This is a genomic window from Pseudomonas sp. GM49 (assembly GCF_000282355.1).
Lineage (GTDB): Bacteria > Pseudomonadota > Gammaproteobacteria > Pseudomonadales > Pseudomonadaceae > Aquipseudomonas.
In genome coordinates this window covers 1-17,064 of the sequence record NZ_AKJL01000022.1, presented here as the reverse complement: position 1 = coordinate 17,064, position 17,064 = coordinate 1, and the positions used below count along the sequence as shown (strand labels likewise).

At 59.3% G+C, this 17,064-nt stretch carries 16 protein-coding genes; 7 read left to right on the top strand and 9 right to left on the bottom strand.

The window, feature by feature from the left end:
* From PMI29_RS26985 to PMI29_RS27005, 5 genes are all read left to right on the top strand, one after another.
* On the top strand, positions 1 to 197 hold a 197-nt coding region (locus PMI29_RS26985; protein ID WP_007993932.1), incomplete at its 5' end, for a di-heme oxidoredictase family protein.
* A 27-nt stretch (positions 198 to 224) separates the two neighbouring features.
* A complete protein-coding gene (locus PMI29_RS26990) occupies positions 225 to 1,289 on the top strand; it encodes an imelysin family protein (protein ID WP_007993930.1) in 1,065 nt (354 codons plus the stop codon).
* Between the two features lie 14 nt (positions 1,290 to 1,303).
* Complete coding sequence (locus PMI29_RS26995) at positions 1,304 to 2,404, top strand: DUF1513 domain-containing protein (protein ID WP_007993929.1); 1,101 nt, start codon at positions 1,304 to 1,306, stop codon at positions 2,402 to 2,404.
* A gap of 198 nt (positions 2,405 to 2,602) precedes the next feature.
* The gene (locus PMI29_RS27000) at positions 2,603 to 3,751 is read left to right on the top strand and encodes an efflux RND transporter periplasmic adaptor subunit (protein WP_007993926.1); all 1,149 of its coding nucleotides are present in this window, start codon (positions 2,603 to 2,605) and stop codon (positions 3,749 to 3,751) included.
* A gap of 13 nt (positions 3,752 to 3,764) precedes the next feature.
* Complete coding sequence (locus tag PMI29_RS27005; RefSeq protein WP_007993925.1) at positions 3,765 to 6,791, top strand: multidrug efflux RND transporter permease subunit; 3,027 nt, start codon at positions 3,765 to 3,767, stop codon at positions 6,789 to 6,791.
* Between the two features lie 287 nt (positions 6,792 to 7,078).
* Here the strand turns inward: PMI29_RS27005 and PMI29_RS30750 are convergent, their stop codons facing one another.
* The 5 genes from PMI29_RS30750 to colR form a co-directional block, all read right to left on the bottom strand.
* Complete coding sequence (locus PMI29_RS30750; RefSeq protein WP_081501620.1) at positions 7,079 to 7,306, bottom strand: hypothetical protein; 228 nt, start codon at positions 7,304 to 7,306, stop codon at positions 7,079 to 7,081.
* A 2-nt stretch (positions 7,307 to 7,308) separates the two neighbouring features.
* Positions 7,309 to 8,022 carry a lipopolysaccharide kinase InaA family protein gene (locus tag PMI29_RS27010; RefSeq protein WP_007993923.1) on the bottom strand — a complete coding sequence of 238 codons (714 nt, stop codon included), beginning with the start codon at positions 8,020 to 8,022 and terminating at the stop codon, positions 7,309 to 7,311.
* Between the two features lie 4 nt (positions 8,023 to 8,026).
* A complete protein-coding gene (locus tag PMI29_RS27015; RefSeq protein ID WP_033051952.1) occupies positions 8,027 to 8,695 on the bottom strand; it encodes a class I SAM-dependent methyltransferase in 669 nt (222 codons plus the stop codon).
* A gap of 154 nt (positions 8,696 to 8,849) precedes the next feature.
* Positions 8,850 to 10,124, bottom strand: a complete 1,275-nt coding sequence (locus PMI29_RS27020) for a sensor histidine kinase (protein ID WP_007993920.1) — start codon at positions 10,122 to 10,124, stop codon at positions 8,850 to 8,852.
* A complete protein-coding gene (gene colR / locus PMI29_RS27025) occupies positions 10,114 to 10,797 on the bottom strand; it encodes a two-component system response regulator ColR (protein ID WP_007985839.1) in 684 nt (227 codons plus the stop codon). The genes PMI29_RS27020 and colR overlap by 11 nt, the downstream gene beginning before the upstream one ends.
* A gap of 202 nt (positions 10,798 to 10,999) precedes the next feature.
* On the opposite strand from colR, the gene PMI29_RS27030 reads away from it, so the two are divergent.
* Together PMI29_RS27030 and PMI29_RS27035 are read left to right on the top strand one after the other, a co-directional pair.
* Positions 11,000 to 12,949 carry an LTA synthase family protein gene (locus PMI29_RS27030; RefSeq protein WP_007993917.1) on the top strand — a complete coding sequence of 650 codons (1,950 nt, stop codon included), beginning with the start codon at positions 11,000 to 11,002 and terminating at the stop codon, positions 12,947 to 12,949.
* 54 nt (positions 12,950 to 13,003) lie between these two features.
* On the top strand, positions 13,004 to 13,747 hold the full coding sequence (locus PMI29_RS27035) for a phosphatase PAP2 family protein (protein WP_007993915.1): 744 nt from the start codon (positions 13,004 to 13,006) through the stop codon (positions 13,745 to 13,747).
* 188 nt (positions 13,748 to 13,935) lie between these two features.
* Here PMI29_RS27035 and groL read toward each other — a convergent pair whose 3' ends face one another.
* The 4 genes from groL to PMI29_RS27055 all read right to left on the bottom strand — a co-directional run.
* A complete protein-coding gene (groL, locus tag PMI29_RS27040; protein WP_007993914.1) occupies positions 13,936 to 15,582 on the bottom strand; it encodes a chaperonin GroEL in 1,647 nt (548 codons plus the stop codon).
* 48 nt (positions 15,583 to 15,630) lie between these two features.
* Positions 15,631 to 15,924 (bottom strand): co-chaperone GroES, encoded by a 294-nt coding sequence (locus PMI29_RS27045; RefSeq protein ID WP_007985847.1) that lies wholly within the window; start codon positions 15,922 to 15,924, stop codon positions 15,631 to 15,633.
* Between the two features lie 248 nt (positions 15,925 to 16,172).
* Positions 16,173 to 16,649, bottom strand: coding sequence for an FxsA family protein (locus tag PMI29_RS27050; protein WP_007993911.1), 477 nt, complete (start codon positions 16,647 to 16,649; stop codon positions 16,173 to 16,175).
* Positions 16,650 to 16,715: 66 nt separating this feature from the next.
* A partial coding sequence (locus PMI29_RS27055; RefSeq protein WP_007993909.1) for a DUF2470 domain-containing protein occupies positions 16,716 to 17,064 on the bottom strand: 349 nt, incomplete at its 5' end.

Here is a 17,064-nt window from a genome sequence, read left to right as displayed (position 1 = left end):
CCCCCCCGCCGTTGTGGGGTATCGGCCTGACACAGGCGGTCAGCGGCCACACCCAGTTCCTGCACGACGGCCGCGCCCGCAACTTGCTTGAAGCGGTGCTCTGGCATGGCGGCGAGGCGACAGCGGCGCAGCAACAGGTTTTGTCTTTCAATGCCGAGCAACGCGCTGCGTTGCTGGCGTTCCTGAATTCCCTTTAACACGCATTCCACTCGCGGGAGCCCGACATGTTCCGTCCCAAATTGTTGTTCACCAGCCTTGCCGCCCTCGCCCTGGGCGCCTGCTCGCCCCAGGACCCGCAAGCGGTCACGTCGGCGGCCATCGCCAAATCGGTGATCCTGCCAACCTACACCCGCTGGGTTGAAGCCGACCGTCAATTGGCGGTCAGCGCCCTCGCCTACTGCGAAGGCAAGGAAACCCTGGAAACCGCCCGTGCCGATTTCCTGCACGCGCAAAAAGCCTGGGCCGAGCTGCAACCCTTGCTGATCGGGCCGTTGGCCGAAGGCAACCGTTCGTGGCAAGTGCAGTTCTGGCCGGACAAGAAAAACCTGGTCGGCCGTCAGGTCGAGCAACTGGTCATCGCCCAGCCGCAAATCGATGCCGCCGCACTGGCCAAGTCCAGCGTTGTGGTACAGGGTCTTTCGGCTTACGAATACATTCTGTTCGACAGCAAGCCTGACGTGGCCAACGCTGAGCAGAAGGCCAAATACTGCCCGCTGCTGATCGCCATCGGTGAGCGCCAGAAACAGTTGGCCGAAGACATTCTGCAAACCTGGAACAACACCGACGGCATGCTCTCGCAAATGAGCAAATTCCCGAACCAGCGCTATGCGGACTCCCATGAAGCGATCGCCGATCTGCTGCGCGTGCAAGTCACGGCCATCGACACCCTGAAGAAAAAACTCGGCACGCCGATGGGTCGCCAGAGCAAGGGCGTGCCGCAACCGTTCCAGGCCGATGCATGGCGTAGCCAGTCGTCCCTGACCAGCCTCGAAGCCAGCCTCGCGGCCGCCAAAACGGTCTGGGAAGGTGTGGATAACAAAGGCCTGCGCAGCCTGTTGCCGAGCGAGCAGAAACCGTTGGCCGACAAGATCGATGCGGCCTACGCCGCCTCGCTGAAACTGTTCGCCGGCAACCAGCGCTCGCTGACCGAAATGCTCGGTGACGACACCGGCCGCCAGCAGCTCAACGACCTGTACGAAAGCCTCAACGTTGTACATCGTCTGCACGAGGCTGACCTGGCCAAGGCGTTGGGCATCCAACTGGGCTTCAACGCCAACGACGGTGACTGATGAGGGCGAGGTCCATGCTGCGACGCCAGGTTCTGACTTTAGGTAGCTTGTTGCTGGGTGCGGTGACGCTGGGCGGCTGGAAGTTGTTCAAGCAAAAGGACAGGAGTCCGTTGTTGCTTTCGGCACGGGACGATACCGATGGCCAGCATTACGCTGTCGGATATCGACTGGATGGCACCCAGGTGTTCGCCACTCGGGTCGGCCAGCGTTGCCACGACATCATCAACCACCCGACCCTGCCGATTGCGCTGTTTGTCGCCCGCCGTCCGGGGACCGAGAGCTACCTGATCGACCTGCGCGACGGCGCGCTCCTGCAAACCGTGGTGTCACAGCCGAACCGGCACTTCTACGGTCACGCGGTCATTCACCACAGCGGCGACTGGCTGTATGCCACCGAAAACGACACCACCGATCCGGGTCGCGGCCTGCTCGGCGTGTATAAATTCGAAGGCGAACGGCTGGTGCACAGCGGCGAGATTTCCACCCACGGCCTCGGTCCGCACCAGGTGTCGTGGATGCCCGATGGCGAAACCCTGGTGGTGGCCAACGGCGGAATTCGCACCGAGGCCGAAAGCCGGGTGGAGATGAATCTCAACGCCATGGAGCCGAGCCTGGTGCTGATGCAACGTGATGGCACCCTGCTGAGCAAGGAAACCCTCGCCCAGCAGATGAACAGCGTGCGCCATCTGGCCATCGCCAGCGACGGCACCATCGTCGCCAGTCAGCAATTCATGGGCGCGGCCCACGAGTCGTCGGAGCTATTGGCGATCAAGCGTCCCGGTCAGCCTTTCGTCGCGTTCCCGGTGCCCGAGCATCAGTTGCAGGCCATGGGGCATTACACCGCCAGCGTCGCGGTACACAGCGACTTGCGTCTGGTGGCGTTGACTGCACCGCGTGGCAACCGCTTTTTCATCTGGGACTTGGACAGCGGTGAAGTACGCCTGGATGCACCCCTGCCCGATTGTGCCGGGGTCGGCGCGGTGGCCGATGGTTTTGTCGTGACCTCCGGTCAAGGGCGCTGCCGCTACTACGACTGCCGCCAGACAAACCTTGTCGCAAAACCGCTGGAGCTACCCGCAGGGCTCTGGGACAACCATCTGCATTTGATGGCGTAAATCCTTGAAAAGATCGCCGCCCTGGGCCGCGCCTGCGGAATGTACGTCATCCCGCAGGCGCGGCCCAGGGCGGCGAATCTTTTCAGCCTTTCACCTCTCTAATACCTCACAACCTGTAAAAACGGCAGTTGGATTACCCTCTACACTCCCGGTAACGAGCCCCACTGTCTCACCTGATTTTCTCCAAGGAACTGGACTATGCTGCGTCGCCGCATGCTGTTCATGTTGGGTGTTGTTCTACTGATTGTGCTGGTCCTGGCCGCGTACAAAGCCTTCTCGATCTACACGATGGTTCAAGGCTACTCTGCACCCAGACCGGCCATCAGCGTTTCCGTGGCCACCGCCAGCGAGCGTCCATGGCAAGCCCGCCTGCCTACCGTTGGCACGCTCAAGGCATTGCAAGGCGTGGACCTGAGCCTGGAGACCGATGGCACCGTCATTGATGTCCAGTTCGAATCAGGGCAAAAGGTCAAGGCCGGTCAACCCATCGTCCGGCTCGACAGCGCCGTGGAAAGTGCCTTGCTCGAAACCGCCCTGGCCGACCTCGGGCTGGCCCAACTGGACTACAACCGTGGCAGCCAGCTGGTAGGCAGCCAGGCGATTTCCAAAGGTGAGTTCGACCGACTCTCGGCGGTCCTGAAAAAAAGCAGGGCCACGGTCAATCAGCTCAGGGCTGCGCTCGAGAAAAAACGCATCGTCGCGCCGTTCAATGGCACCATCGGCATTCGTCAGGTGGACGTCGGCGACTATGTGGCCACTGGCACCATGATCGCCACCCTGCAAGACCTCAGTAGCCTGTATGTCGACTTTTTTGTGCCCGAGCAGTCGGTGCCGAAGATTGCTCTCGGCCAGCCAGTGCAGGTCATTGTCGCGGCGTATCCGACCCTGGAGTACCCCGGCACCATCAGTGCAATCAACCCTAAAGTCGAGAACAGCACCCGTAACGTGCAGGTCCGCGCCACCCTGGCCAACCCCGATGGCAAGTTGATGCCAGGCATGTTCGCCAGCCTCCAGGTGCTCCTGCCCGACCCGCAACCGCGCATCGTGGTGCCGGAAAGCGCGATTACCTACACGCTCTACGGCAACTCGGTGTACGTGGCCGTACCAAAGAAGGCCGAAGATGGCAGCCCGCAAAAGGACGACAAGGGTCAACCGGTACTGATCGCCGAACGACGTTTTGTCGAAACCGGCGAACGCCGCGATGGGCAAGTGATGATCACCAAAGGCGTGCAGAGCGGCGAGAAAGTGGTGACCGCCGGCCAGCTCAAACTGGACAACGGCGCACACATTGCCATCAGCGACGACAAGACCCTGGCCGAGCGGAACAGCCCGCCACGCGCGGACTGATCAAGGAATCCCCATGGCTTTTACCGATCCGTTCATCCGCCGTCCGGTTCTCGCAACCGTGGTCAGCCTGCTGATTGTGCTACTGGGCTTCCAGGCCTGGGGCAAGCTGCCACTGCGCCAGTATCCGCAGATGGAAAACGCCCTGATCACGGTGACCACCGCCTACCCCGGGGCCAACGCCGAGACCATCCAGGGCTACATCACCCAACCGATGCAGCAAAGCCTGGCCAGCGCCGAAGGCATCGACTACATGACCTCGGTCAGTCGCCAGAACTTCTCGGTGATCTCGATCTACGCGCGCATCGGCTCCAATAGCGACCGTCTGTTTACCGAACTGCTGGCCAAGGCCAACGAGGTCAAGAGCCAGCTGCCCCAGGAAGCTGAAGACCCGGTGCTGAGCAAACAGTCTGCCGATGCGTCAGTGCTGATGTACATGAGCTTCTTCAGCAAGGAATTGAGCAACCCGCAGATTACCGATTACCTGTCACGGGTGATCCAGCCCAAACTGGCGACCTTGCCCGGCATGGCCGAAGCCGAGATCCTCGGTAACCAGGTATTTGCCATGCGCCTGTGGCTGGACCCGATGAAGCTGGCGGGTTTCGGCCTGAGTGCCAGCGATGTGACCAACGCAGTGCGCCAGTACAACTTCCTCTCGGCCGCCGGCGAGGTGAAAGGCGAATACGTGGTTACCAGCATCAACGCCAATACCGAACTCAAGTCCGCCGAAGCGTTCGGCACCATACCGCTCAAGGTCGATGGCGATAGCCGTGTGTTGTTGCGCGATGTGGCACGTGTGGAAATGGGTGCGGAAAACTACGACACCATCAGCTCGTTCGGTGGCACCCCGTCGGTGTACATCGGCATCAAGGCAACGCCCGGCGCCAACCCGCTGGAAGTGATCAAGGAAGTGCGCAAGATCATGCCGGACCTGGAGGCCCAGCTACCGCCGAACCTCAAGGGTGAAATCGCCTACGACGCCACCCTGTTCATCCAGGCCTCGATCGACGAAGTGGTGAAAACCCTGTTCGAAGCGGTGCTGATCGTGATCGTGGTGGTGTTCCTGTTCCTCGGTGCCCTGCGGTCGGTGGTGATCCCGGTGGTGACCATCCCGCTATCGATGATCGGCGTCATGTTCTTCATGCAGATGATGGGGTACTCGATCAACCTGCTCACCTTGCTGGCAATGGTATTGGCCATCGGCCTGGTGGTGGATGACGCCATCGTCGTGGTGGAAAACATTCACCGCCACATCGAGGAAGGCAAGACACCGCTCGAGGCTGCCATTGAAGGCGCCCGGGAAATCGCCATGCCGGTGGTCTCGATGACCATCACCCTGGCGGCGGTGTATGCGCCGATTGGTTTCCTGACCGGCCTGACCGGGGCGCTGTTCAAGGAGTTCGCCCTGACCCTGGCCGGCGCGGTGGTGATTTCCGGTATCGTCGCCCTGACCCTGTCGCCGATGATGTGTGCATTTCTGCTGCGTCACGACGAGAATCCCAGCGGCCTGGCCCATCGCCTGGACATGATTTTCGAAAGCCTCAAGCGCCGCTACCAGAGCCTGCTTCACGGTACCCTCAACACCCGGCCGGTGGTGCTGGTGTTCGCCGTGATCGTGCTGTGTCTGATTCCGGTCCTTCTCAAATTCACCAAATCGGAACTGGCGCCGGATGAGGACCAGGGCATCATTTTCATGATAGCCAACGCCCCGCAACCGACCAACCTCGACTACCTGAACACCTACACCGACGAGTTCATCTCGATCTTCAAGGCGTTTCCCGAGTACTACTCGTCGTTCCAGATCAACGGTTTCAACGGCGTGCAATCGGGCATTGGCGGTTTCCTGCTCAGGCCGTGGAACGAGCGCAGTCGCACGCAAATGGCGATCCTGCCCGAGGTGCAGGGCAAACTGGAAAAGATCCCGGGGTTGCAGATTTTCGGCTTCAACCTGCCGTCCCTGCCAGGCACCGGCGAAGGCGTGCCGTTCCAGTTCGTCATCAACTCCGCCAACGATTACGAATTGCTGCTGCAGGTGGCCGAACGGGTAAAAAAACGTGCGAAGGAATCCGGCAAGTTTGCGTTTGTCCACGTTGACCTGGCCTTCGACAAGCCGGAAGTGGTGGTGGATATCGACCGCGCCAAGGCCGCGCAGATGGGGGTTTCCATGCAGGATCTGGGGGGAACCCTGGCGACCCTGCTGGGTGAAGCCGAGATCAACCGCTTCACCATTGAAGGTCGCAGCTACAAGGTCATCGCCCAGGTCGAGCGGCCGTTCCGCGACAATCCGGACTGGCTGAACAATTACTACGTGAAAAACACCCAGGGCGAACTGTTGGCGTTGTCGACCCTGATCACTGTCACCGACCGCGCTCGACCGCGACAGCTGAACCAGTTCCAGCAACTCAACTCGGCCATCCTCTCCGGCGTGCCGATGGTGAGCATGGGGGAAGCCATCGACCTCGTGCGCCAGATCGCCCGGGAAGAGGCACCCGCCGGTTTCGCCTTCGACTACGCCGGCGCATCGCGGCAGTATGTTCAGGAAGGCAGTGCCCTGTGGGTCACCTTTGCCCTGGCACTGGCGATCATTTTCCTGGTGCTGGCGGCCCAGTTCGAAAGTTTCCGCGATCCGCTGGTGATCCTGGTCACCGTACCGCTGTCTATCTGCGGCGCATTGATTCCGCTGTTCCTGGGGTGGTCGAGCATGAACATCTACACCCAGGTCGGGCTGGTGACCTTGATCGGGCTGATCAGCAAGCACGGCATTCTGATCGTCCAGTTCGCCAACCAGCTACGCAAGGACAAGGGCCTGACGGCACGCGAAGCGGTGGAGGAAGCGGCGGCCATCCGGTTGCGCCCGGTCTTGATGACTACCGCAGCGATGGTGTTCGGCATGGTGCCATTGATCATCGCCACCGGTGCTGGCGCGGTCAGCCGGTTCGACATCGGCACAGTCATCGCGACAGGCATGTCGATCGGCACGTTGTTCACCCTGTTTGTGTTGCCGTGCGTGTACACGGTGCTGGCCAAACCCGATAAGCGCTGACGCAGAAAAACTGTGGGAGCGGGCTTGCTCCCACACAGATCAGCGTTGAAACCTGAAATCAGGTGCAAAAAAAAAAGGTTCTTTCACTGGTTTAAGCATGGGCACGGCCCCTTGTAGGAGCCAGCCTGCTGGCGATGGTCGTTAACGATAACGCGTATGAACTGGATGAACGCGGCGCACTTGAGTCCATCGCCAGCAGGCTGGCTCCTACAGTTTCCCGGGATTGCGTGAAGAACCAAAAAAAAGGCCTCGCAAGTGCGAGGCCTTTCATTTGGGCTTCAATCGGTTCAATTTTGCGACCTCAATCCCTGAGAAAGTCCGAACATGAACAACAACAAGTCATGATCGGGTTGAGTGGCCACGGATGCCTTCGCAACCCGTGGCAGCGGACAATGTTCATCTGCGCTTATCGAACTGAGAACCTGGGGGCGCGGTTGCTCCCAGGCTGCCATCGCGATCGATGCAACTGCCAAGGCTCCTACCAGAAACAAACCTCGTGCAATTTCGAGTTTCATCGCTATAAACCCTTGATAGCGCTGCCAAACGCCGTCTCATAAAAGTAGACGAGCTTTTTCCAGTCTGCCTCGCTGAACGACGAGTGGCGACGCAATTGCTTCATGTCATGGGTAGAAGCGCGATAGGCGGTCAAGCGCTGTCGGCTTTTCTCCAGATCGATCAGGGCAACTTCGACCCTGGCCGACTCGCCCTCACCCGTCACGCGAACAAATACGTGCTTTTCATACATGCAGCCGTGCTGCCAACGGCCCTTGTGCATACGGGCCAGGTTTTCAGCCAGGTCCTTGAGCATTCGGTCGTTTATGGCTTCACCATGGCGTTCGCGACCGCCACCGGCGTACCAGTGCTCGATTTCCTCGAAGCCATCCAGCGACTTGGTAACCAGCAGGGCACGCCATTTGTGCACAGGATCGCGCTGTGCGCCACAGAAAACGATATGGGGAACCCGTACGCCAAGCTCGGTCACACGGGTGAGCGCATCACGCTCGCGCAGTACCGTAGGTCGACCGAAAGGGTGCTGCCAGCTACGATGGATATGCCCGGTCTGGCGCTTGACGTAGAGCAACTGACCATCACTGCCCATCACTCGTTGAACGCCGCTCTCCCCTCCGCGACGGACGTTGGGTTCTTCTACCCATTCACCGCGCTGATTCCAAAAGTAATCGAAGCGGTCCTGGGGAACGACTTCCGTTTCTGCTGCACACTGCACTGCCATCCTGTTACCTCTTGCGTAATACGTAAACTCGCCACATCGCATAGAGCGGCAAAAAGTCCAGTTGTTCCTGGATGCGGAAACCCGCCTGCTCAAATTCCTTTTCTACGGTAGCGGCCGGTAACACGAAGCGATTTTGGTAACCTTCCTGCCCACGGGTTTTCTCCGAACGCTTGCGTTTCCAGGCCTTGAAGTTGCCATCGACCCACAGCGACAAGATCACACTGTCACGGGAAACACGCTCGAATTCGCGCAAGATAGCCATGCGATGCTCGGCTTCACCGATGTGGTGGAGCAAGCGCATGCAAAAAATGCTGTCGACGGCATTGTTTGGCAAGGCAATGTCGAATGCAGAAGTGTGCAAGGGTTGTACCCGTTTCACCACTTCGGCCGGTTGCGCCTGGGTTGCGATCTTCAGCATGGACTCCGAGTTATCGGCACCGATGATCACGCGGTTGGCTTTTTCCGCCAGCAAGGGCCAGAAACGCCCTGCACCGCACGGCAAGTCGAGGACCAAGCCAGGTTCGCCAACCAGGGCCAGTGCCTTGCGCGCCAGTTGCTCGTCACGCCAATGGGACAATCGGCGTCCGAAACCATCCTGATGTTTGCGCAAATAGCGTTGCGCGTGTTGATCGTCGTATTTTTCGGAAAAATCGAGCTTGATCGGGCCGTCCATCATCAGGCCTCCTGAACTTCTGATAGCAACCACCTTAGGTTTCGTGGTGTTGGTGACAGGTGATCCGATTGTGAAAATTTCATTGTAGAAAACCCTGAAGTATTACAGGGTTTTACATAATTGACAGGGGCTGCCGGGCGCCTGACTCAACTGATCAAGTTCGGAACAACTCCACCTGAAAACGGCAGCCATTAGGCTCCATGGTTGTCAGGCTGACGCTCCAGCCCTGGTTTTCACAGATCCGCTGCACCAGTGAAAGCCCCAGGCCCAAACCCTCCCCGCGCTTTTCGCTGCCCCGAACGAATGGTTCGAACATCGCCTCGCGTTTTTCCTCGGGAATGCCCACACCGCTGTCTTCGACCAGAAAGCCCGCGCCCGTCAGGGTCAGGCGGATGAAGCCCTGTTCGGTGTAGTGCAAGGCATTGCGCAGCAAGTTACCCATCACCGCGTGCAGCAGCGTTGCATTGTAGCCCTTGGCCTCAGGCTCGCCCGGTTCGAAGATCAGCTTCAACCCTTTGCTTTCAATGGGCTCGCGCCACAGACCGAGCAGGTCCTCGGCCACCTGGCTCAGGGACTGTTGCGGCGACATGCTGGCGTCTTCGCGCTGGGCACGGGCCAGCATCAGGAAGGTTTGCACCAGCTCACGCATTTCTTCACATGCCCGGGCGATGCGCTCGACCTGGGCACGGCCGCGCTGATCGATACCGGGGTTTTCCAGCAACAACTCACAGGAACTGGCCAATATCATCAGGGGGGTACGCAATTCGTGGCTGACGTCGCTGGTGAACAACCGCTCGCGGGTCAAGGCCTGACGCAAGCGCCCGAGGGTGGCGTCGAAGGCGACGGCCAACTCGCCCACTTCGTCGGCGGCATAGTCCGGGGCCAAAGGGGGGGCCAAGCCGAGCAGTTGATCACGATGGCGCACCTGGCGGGCCAGCCGCACCACCGGCGCCATGACCTTGCGTGCCAAGACCCAGCCGAGAAACACCGCCAGCGCCAGACTCAGTACGAAACCCACCAGCACCACGGCAAACAGCACCCGCTCTCGTTCTTCGAAATCGCTCTGGTCCTGCAACAACACATAACGTCGGCCGTCGACGATTTCGACCATGGCGTGGTACGACAGGTTTTCACGGAACACTTCGTGGAAACCCGGCTCCAGGTGCCGTAAATCCTTGGGCAGCTGGAAGTCGCCCGGTCCACCGCTGAAGTAGAACAATTGGTCCGGTTCGGGGCGATGGTTCCAGTCCGTGACATTGTCCATCAGTAACAGGCGCTGCAAATCGCCGCCCAGGCCTGCCGAAATCAGTTTTTCTTCCACCAGGTGCACGGTCGCCACGATGCCCATGGCAAAGGCCCCCGCCACCAGTGCGCTCATCAGCGCAAAGGCGATGATGATTCGTTGTGCAAGGCTCTGCTTAAACTCCATCACGCCCCTCGGCCAAGCGATACCCCACACCGTGCACGGTTTGCAGCAATGGCTTGGCGAACGGCTTGTCGATCACCTGGCGCAGTTGGTGGACATGGCTGCGCAGGCTGTCGCTGTCCGGACAGTCATCGCCCCACAACGCCTCTTCAAGAATTTCACGGCGCAGCACATGAGGGCTTTTCTGCATCAACACGGCCAGCAACTTCAGGCCGACCGGGTTGAGTTTCAGCAAGCGGCCTTCGCGAGTGACTTCCAGAGTGTCGAGGTCATAGCTCAGGTCGCCGACCTGCAAGGTCCGCCGCCCGCCACCCTGGGTTCGGCGCATGACCGCCTCGATACGCGCCGCCAGCTCAGACAGGGCGAACGGTTTGATCAGGTAGTCATCGGCGCCGGACTTGAAGCCCTGCAGACGGTCATCCAGTTGGTCGCGGGCCGTGAGCATGATCACCGGCGTTTCGCGGCGGGCATCCTCGCGCAGGCGTTTGCACAGGGTGTAGCCATCGATGCCGGGCAGCATGATATCGAGTACGATCAAATCGTAGTGCTCGGTGGCCGCCAGATGCAGACCCGAAAGACCGTCCTGCGCGCAATCCACGGTATAGCCTTTGAGCCCCAGGTAATCGGCCAGGTTGGCCAGGATATCGCGGTTGTCTTCAACCAATAGAATTCGCATGGGTATCTCTCCGTCCACAGTAACGGCCGTCATGGCCCGCGCAGCTTAAGGCCAAGTGTGGCTCACGGCTAGGGGAAGGCCATGGGTGAATCAATTCGATCAACTGAAAGGTATGATTGACAAGTTTTTCACTATCGATTCACGTGCTGACTACAGTGGTCAGCCGAGACTCTCACGCGGTTGATAATAAGGAATGCAAAAAATGGACTATTTGAAGACGGCACCCATGCGCTTTTTGCTGCTGGTGGCCGGCTCCTGGCTGGCAATTTTTTTTCTGACTCGAACAGTCCTGCTCCTCACGCATCTGAATGAGGCCGGTAGCGGCTTCCTGTCGGTGTTTGGTATCGGCCTGCTTTACGACCTGGGCTTTATCGCTTACGCAGCGCTGCCCATGGGCCTCTACCTGTTGCTGTGCCCGCCGGCCTTGTGGCGCACTCGTGGCCATCGATGGTTTCTTCAGGGTTTGCTGACCGTCAGTCTGTTCGCAATGCTGTTCACCTCGGTGGCCGAGTGGCTGTTCTGGGATGAATTCGGCGTGCGCTTCAACTTCATCGCCGTCGACTACCTGGTGTATTCCGACGAAGTACTGAACAACCTGCTGGAGTCATACCCGATCGGCACGCTGCTGAGCATTCTCGCCGTGCTGGCCGTGGTCCTGAGTCTTGCATTGCGCAAACCCTTCAACGCCGCACTTGATGCGCCCTTGCCGCCGTTGCGTGGTCGCCTGCTCAATGCACTCGGCTTGTTGATCGTCGCCGGCCTGAGCCTGCAGTTGCTCAGCCAGGACGCCCCGCGCGCCCAAGGCGGCAACGCCTATCAGAACGAACTGGCGAGCAACGGTCCCTACCAGTTCTTCGCCGCGTTCCGTAACAACGAACTGGACTACCCGCAGTTCTACAGCACTTTGCCGACGGCCGTGGTTGCCCAACAGATTCGCGCCGAACTGGCCGAGCCCAATGCCCGCTTCGTGGGTGAGGACCCGCAGGACATACGCCGGCAGATCGATAACCCGGGCGCACCGCGCAAACCCAATATCGTGCTGGTCACCATTGAAAGCTTCAGCGCCAAGTACATGGGCAGCAACGGCGACACCCGCAACCTGACCCCCAACCTTGATGCCTTGCGTAAGCAGAGCCTGTATTTCAATAATTTCTACGCCACCGGCACCCGCACCGATCGCGGCCTGGAGGCCATTACCCTCGCGATTCCGCCGACCCCCGGTCGCTCGATCGTCAAGCGCGTGGGTCGTGAAAGCGGATTTGCCAGCCTAGGTCAGCAACTCAATGCCGTGGGCTACGACAGCGTGTTTGTTTACGGCGGCCGCGGTTACTTCGACAACATGAATGCGTTTTTCAGCGGCAACGGCTACCGCGTCGTGGACCAGAGCAGCGTCGAGGAGTCAGAGATTCACTTCAAGAATGCCTGGGGCATGGCTGACGAGGATCTCTACAACCAGACACTGAAACTGGCCGATGCCGACTATGCCAAACAGCAGCCATTCCTGCTGCAGCTGATGACGACATCCAACCACCGCCCCTATACCTATCCGGACAACCGGATCGACATCAAGTCCGGCAACGGCCGTGACGGCGCAGTGAAATACACCGACTACGCCATCGGTCAGTTCCTGGATCAGGCGCGTCAAAAACCCTGGTTTGACAATACAATCTTCATCTTTGTCGCCGACCACACCGCAGGCAGCGCCGGTAAGGAAGACTTGCCCATCGCCAACTATCAGATTCCGCTGTTCATCTATGCACCGAAGTTGATCGAGGCTCGGGAAACTGCGCAATTGGCCAGCCAGATCGATCTGGCGCCAACGTTGCTGGGGTTGCTCAATCTGGATTATGAATCGACGTTCTTTGGTCGTAACCTGTTGCAGGACAACCCGCTGCCGCCACGCGTGGTGGTCGGTAACTACCAGCACCTGGGTTTGTTCGACGGCAAGGACCTGGCGATTTTGAGCCCACGCCAGGGCTTGCGTCGTCACGATGAAGCGCTGACCGAAAGTCGCGAATCCCGGTCGACCGCCGATGACCCGTTGATCACCCGCGCCATCACCTATTACCAAACCGCCAGTTATGGCTTCAAGCAACAGCTGCTTGGCTGGAAGGCGCCCAAGGAGGGTGCCGGTCAAGTCGGCGAACGTTAACCGAATCGCCCCGGGCTGATGCCCCGGGGCTTTTTCCTTTGTTCAGGATCCACCATGTCATCAACCGCTGTCCGCCCTGCCCCTCGCCCGCTCAACTTCTGGGTGTGCCTGGGGGTTCCCGCCGTTGCGGCGATCATTCTGGTGTTGCTCGAACTGACCTCACTGGACATGGACCTTGCCAAGCTGTTCTACGACCCGGTCGCGGGTGACTTCATCGGACGGCACAGTTACTTCCTGGAAAACATCCTGCATACCCGCGCCAAGCAGGTAGTCATTGCATTTTCGGTGTTCGCCATCCTCGGCTACGCCGCCTCGTTTTTCATGGCCAAACTCAAACCGTTCAAGCGCGAACTGGGCTGCCTGGTGCTGTCCCTGGGCCTGGCGACTTCCTTTGTCACGCCGATGAAAGCGGTGACGGCGGTGCAATGCCCATGGAGCCTTGAGCAGTTCGGCGGTCACGAGACTTACAGCGAGTTGTTGAGCCATCGCCCGGCTACCGAGAAACCCGGCCGTTGCTGGCCTGGTGGCCATGCGGCGACCGGCTTCACCCTGTTTGCCCTGTTTTTCGTATTGCGTGACCGTCGTCCGCGCATGGCTCGCGCAGCGTTTGTCTTCGCCTTCGCCCTCGGTTCGGTGTTCTCCATCGGGCGGATGATGCAGGGCGCGCACTTTTTCTCGCACAACGTGTGGACGGCGGTTTTCTGCTGGCTGATTTGTTTGGGGTCGTATTACTTCGTACTGTATCGACCGGCGTTGAAGGCTGATCGCGAAGCAAGCGCGGCACCTGTAGCCGTCTGAAACACAAATCAAATGTGGGAGCGAGCCTGCTCGCGATTGCAGTTCAACATTCAACAATGATGTTGACTGACACACCATCGCGAGCAAGCTCGCTCCCACAATGAACGGCTGTGGCCTTTAGAGTCCGGGCAAAAAAAACCCCGCCTGCTTTCGCAGGCGGGGTTTTTTCGTACAGGGGTAAGGCTGGCTTACATCATGCCGCCCATGCCGCCCATACCGCCCATGTCTGGCATACCGCCGCCAGCTGCACCTTCTTTCTTCGGCGCATCAGCAACAGCAGCTTCGGTGGTCAGGATCAGACCGCCGATCGACGATGCAGCTTGCAGCGCGGAACGGGTGACCTTGGTTGGGTCCAGGATGCCCATTTCGATCATGTCGCCGTATTCGCCAGTCGCAGCGTTGTAACCGAAGTTACCTTTGCCATTCTTGACTTCGTTGACCACGACGCTTGGCTCGTCACCGCTGTTGGCAGCGATCTGACGCAGCGGTGCTTCAATGGCACGGCGCAGAACAGCGATACCCACGTCCTGATCAGCGTTGTCGCCTTTCAGATCGTTCAGGGTTTGCAGAGCGCGGATCAGTGCAACGCCACCGCCAGGTACCACGCCTTCTTCAACGGCTGCACGGGTAGCGTGCAGGGCGTCTTCAACGCGGGCTTTCTTCTCTTTCATTTCTACTTCGGAGCCAGCGCCAACCTTGATCACTGCTACGCCGCCGGACAGCTTGGCCAGACGCTCTTGCAGTTTTTCACGGTCGTAATCCGAGGAAGTCTCGGCAACCTGGGCACGGATCTGGTTGATGCGTGCTTCGATGTCGCCCTGTACGCCAGCACCGTCAACGATGATGGTGTTTTCCTTGGACAGGGTCACGCGCTTGGCGTTACCCAGGTGCTCCAGGGTGGTGCTTTCCAGGCTCAGGCCGATCTCTTCGGAGATAACGGTACCGCCGGTCAGAACAGCGATGTCCTGCAGCATAGCCTTGCGACGGTCGCCGAAGCCTGGAGCCTTGACGGCTGCGACTTTAACGATGCCACGCATGTTGTTCACAACCAGAGTCGCCAGGGCTTCGCCTTCAACGTCTTCGGCCACGATCAGCAGTGGACGGCCGGCTTTGGCAACGGCTTCCAGTACTGGCAGCATTTCGCGGATGTTCGAGATCTTTTTGTCGACCAGCAGGATCAGCGGGCCGTCCAGCTCAGCGACCATGGTCTCTGGCTTGTTGACGAAGTATGGGGACAGGTAACCACGGTCGAACTGCATGCCTTCAACAACCGACAGTTCGTTTTCCAGGCCCGAGCCTTCTTCAACGGTGATCACGCCTTCTTTACCGACTTTTTCCATGGCTTCGGCAATGATGTCGCCGATGGAGTTGTCGGAGTTGGCCGAGATGGTACCAACCTGAGCGATTGCCTTGGTGTCAGCACATGGCTTGGACAGGTTTTTCAGCTCTTTGACGATAGCGATGGTCGCCTTGTCGATGCCGCGCTTCAGATCCATCGGGTTCATGCCGGCAGCGACGGCTTTCAGGCCTTCGTTGACGATCGACTGAGCCAGAACGGTAGCGGTGGTAGTACCGTCACCAGCGTCATCGTTGGCACGGGAGGCAACGTCTTTGACCAGCTGCGCGCCCATGTTTTCGAAACGGTCTTCGAGTTCGATTTCTTTGGCGACGGAAACGCCGTCCTTGGTGATGGTCGGAGCGCCGAAGCTCTTCTCGATGATCACGTTACGGCCTTTCGGGCCCAGGGTCGCTTTTACCGCGTCAGCCAGTACGTTGACGCCTTTGAGCATTTTCTTGCGGGCGGAATCGCCAAACAGAACTTCTTTAGCAGCCATGATCGATATTCCTTAAATACTTTGTAGTAGCGGAAAATGAACGGGTAATCAGCCTTCGATAACAGCGAGGATTTCGTTCTCGCTCATTACCAGCAGGTCTTCGCCGTCGACTTTCACAGTGTTGCTGCCGGAGTAAGGACCGAACACAACCTTGTCGCCCACTTTCACGGACAGTGCACGCACTTCACCGTTTTCCAGTACGCGGCCGGTGCCTACAGCGAGGATTTCGCCGCTGTTGGCTTTTTCAGCAGCCGAACCTGGCAGGACGATACCGCCAGCGGTTTTCTTTTCTTCTTCGCTGCGACGGATGACGACGCGGTCATGCAGAGGACGAAGCTTCATTGTCGATCTCTCCTAATTGTGGTTTTCATCGGCCGGTGTAGTCCCGGCGGGTTTAACAAAGTCCGGCGGTGCCGGGTGCGGCTCGTCAAGCGAACCGCGGAAGTCTGTCTGGCGTAATCGCCAGAAACCTTGCGGTGACCGTTACATAAGGGCGCATAAGCTTATTACAAGGGCGGGGATCGAAAATTTTTCAGGTCGATGCCCCGCAAACGAACACGGCACCCGAAGGTGCCGTGTGCCGAGCGGTTTTACTTGGTATCGCGATGTTCGAACTCGCCTTCGATCACGGTCGGCTCACGGCCCAGTGGCTCGCGCGGGGCAGGACCGCCGCGTGCATGCAGGTCATCGGCGAACGCTCGCTGACGCATGGCCTGCTCTTCAGCGCGCTGGCGCATTTTACCCGCCAGCAGGCGGCGACTGAACGGCAGCAGCATGAACAGGCCGATCACATCGCTGATGAAACCCGGAAGAATCAACAGACCGCCGGCCAGGGCCAGCATCAGGCCCTCGAGCATGGTCTGGGCCGGCAGCTCACCGCGACTCAGGCTTTCACGGGCACGCAGGGCCGTGGCCAGGCCGGCGATGCGCAGCACGAACACACCGAACATCGAGCCGAGAATGACCAGCAGCAGGGCCGGGAAAAACCCGATAGACCCTGCCACCTTGACGAATACGAACAGCTCCAACACCGGGAACAGCAGAAAGAGCAACAAAAAAGGGCGCATCAAATGGTTCCTCAACGCAAGAATGCCTTGCCAGTTCACCTTAGATGACGTCGCCGTTTCGTGAATTCAAGCATCGGCCACTTCATTTTTCGGCCAATGCTCGGCGTGGGCCAGAGAAACCAAGGCTTCCCGGACTTGTGTCGGCGTATTACAAGGCGCTTGAAACGGCAACCAGTACAGGCTTTGACCGATCCGCAGGTGCATGCCTTCGGCATCGATACCGGCCATTTGCGCCGGCACGTTTTTCGGCAGCCCGGCCAGATCGACGTAATGGGCGATGGCCTTGGCGTGATCGGCGTTCATGTGCTCGACCATGCTCACTTCAGCCTTGCCGGCGAACGGGTTGGCCAGGGTCAGGTCGTTGACCCAGTGAATCGCACCAAAACCGCCGATGTAGCGGTGGCGTACTGGCTTT

Bases quoted from the DNA above. Each gene is read 5' to 3' on its own strand.
- PMI29_RS27020 (WP_007993920.1), bottom strand. From the start codon at position 10,124: ATGGAGTTTAAGCAGAGCCTTGCACAACGAATCATCATCGCCTTTGCG.
- PMI29_RS27005 (WP_007993925.1), top strand. From the start codon at position 3,765: ATGGCTTTTACCGATCCGTTCATCCGCCGTCCGGTTCTCGCAACCGTG.
- PMI29_RS26995 (WP_007993929.1), top strand. From the start codon at position 1,304: ATGCTGCGACGCCAGGTTCTGACTTTAGGTAGCTTGTTGCTGGGTGCG.
- groL (WP_007993914.1), bottom strand. From the start codon at position 15,582: ATGGCTGCTAAAGAAGTTCTGTTTGGCGATTCCGCCCGCAAGAAAATG.
- PMI29_RS27035 (WP_007993915.1), top strand. From the start codon at position 13,004: ATGTCATCAACCGCTGTCCGCCCTGCCCCTCGCCCGCTCAACTTCTGG.
- PMI29_RS27030 (WP_007993917.1), top strand. From the start codon at position 11,000: ATGGACTATTTGAAGACGGCACCCATGCGCTTTTTGCTGCTGGTGGCC.
- PMI29_RS27015 (WP_033051952.1), bottom strand. From the start codon at position 8,695: ATGGACGGCCCGATCAAGCTCGATTTTTCCGAAAAATACGACGATCAA.
- PMI29_RS27050 (WP_007993911.1), bottom strand. From the start codon at position 16,649: ATGCGCCCTTTTTTGTTGCTCTTTCTGCTGTTCCCGGTGTTGGAGCTG.
- PMI29_RS27010 (WP_007993923.1), bottom strand. From the start codon at position 8,022: ATGGCAGTGCAGTGTGCAGCAGAAACGGAAGTCGTTCCCCAGGACCGC.
- PMI29_RS30750 (WP_081501620.1), bottom strand. From the start codon at position 7,306: ATGAAACTCGAAATTGCACGAGGTTTGTTTCTGGTAGGAGCCTTGGCA.
- PMI29_RS27000 (WP_007993926.1), top strand. From the start codon at position 2,603: ATGCTGCGTCGCCGCATGCTGTTCATGTTGGGTGTTGTTCTACTGATT.
- colR (WP_007985839.1), bottom strand. From the start codon at position 10,797: ATGCGAATTCTATTGGTTGAAGACAACCGCGATATCCTGGCCAACCTG.
- PMI29_RS27045 (WP_007985847.1), bottom strand. From the start codon at position 15,924: ATGAAGCTTCGTCCTCTGCATGACCGCGTCGTCATCCGTCGCAGCGAA.
- PMI29_RS26990 (WP_007993930.1), top strand. From the start codon at position 225: ATGTTCCGTCCCAAATTGTTGTTCACCAGCCTTGCCGCCCTCGCCCTG.